General features: G+C 67.3%; 2 protein-coding genes. Both read left to right on the top strand.

From position 1 onward, the window contains the following. Window positions 1–204: hypothetical protein (locus HUK84_RS19300; RefSeq protein ID WP_176641657.1), on the top strand; the 204-nt coding region annotated here is incomplete at its 5' end. Further along, a partial coding sequence (locus HUK84_RS19295) for a hydantoinase B/oxoprolinase family protein (RefSeq protein ID WP_176641656.1) occupies window positions 204–1,171 on the top strand: 968 nt, incomplete at its 3' end. The genes HUK84_RS19300 and HUK84_RS19295, both read left to right, overlap by 1 nt.

The following is a 1,171-nucleotide window of genomic DNA, read 5'->3' as shown; positions in this document are numbered from 1 at the left end:
CGCACCCGCCTGCTGTTCGATGGCGGCCGGGACCGCATGGTGGAACTGGCGGTCCATGCGCGCGCCGAAATGCGGCCGGGCGACGCGGTCGCGGGGCCGGCGCTGATCGTCGAGCAGGAAACCACGACCTATGTCCCGGCGCGGTTCGATGCCCATATCGACGGCGGCGGCAATATCGTGATGGACATGAAGGAGACGGCGTGATGGACGCGCGGAATGCGATCGACCTGCAGATCATGTGGAACCGCCTGATCGCCGTGGTGGGCGAGCAGGCGCAGGTGCTGATCCGCACCGCCTTCAGCCCCATCGTGCGGGAGTGCGAGGACATCTCGGCGGGGATTTTCGACCTGCGGGGGCGGATGATCGCCCAGGCGGTGACGGGCACGCCGGGCCATGTCAATTCGATGGCGGAATCGGTGGGGCATTTCCTGCGCCATTTCCCGATCGAGACGATGAAGGAAGGCGATGCCTACATCACCAACGATCCGTGGATGGGCACGGGACACCTGAATGATTTCGTCATCACCACGCCGGCCTTCCATCGCGGCAGGCTGGTCGGGCTGTTTTCCTGCACCAGCCACCTGATGGATATCGGCGGGCTGGGCAACGGCCCCGAGGCGACGGACGTGCTGATGGAAGGTCTGTCGATCCCGATGCTGAAGCTGATCGACCAGGGCCGGGTGAACGAGACGCTGATGGCGATGATCCGCGCCAATACCCGCCTGCCGGTCGACACCGAGGGCGATACCTATTCGCTGGCGGCGTGCAACGATGTGGGCGTACGCGCGCTGCGCGCGATGATGGACGAATTCGGCATCGACACGCTGGAGCCGCTGGCGGATTTCATCATCACGCGGTCGCGCGCGGCGGTGCTCGAGAAGATCGCGGCGCTGCCCCGGGGCTGCTGGTCGTACGAGATGACGGTGGACGGCTATGACGCGCCGCTGCCCCTGCGCGCGCGGCTGCGCGTCGATGAGGCGGGCGTGACGGTGGATTATGCGGGCACCGCGCCCGCGGTGTCGCGCGGGATCAATGTGCCGCTGGCCTATACCAGGGCCTATACGGTGTTCGGACTGGCCTGCGCGATCGCGCCCGACGTGCCGAACAACGCGGGGTCGCTGTCGGCCTACCACGTCACCGCGCCGGCCGGCTGCGTGCTGAACGCGCAGCG

It is taken from the genome of Nguyenibacter vanlangensis, assembly GCF_013376155.1.
Lineage (GTDB): Bacteria > Pseudomonadota > Alphaproteobacteria > Acetobacterales > Acetobacteraceae > Gluconacetobacter > Gluconacetobacter vanlangensis.
The sequence above is the reverse complement of the archived record's forward strand: the minus strand, read 5'-3'. Positions and strand labels throughout refer to the sequence as shown.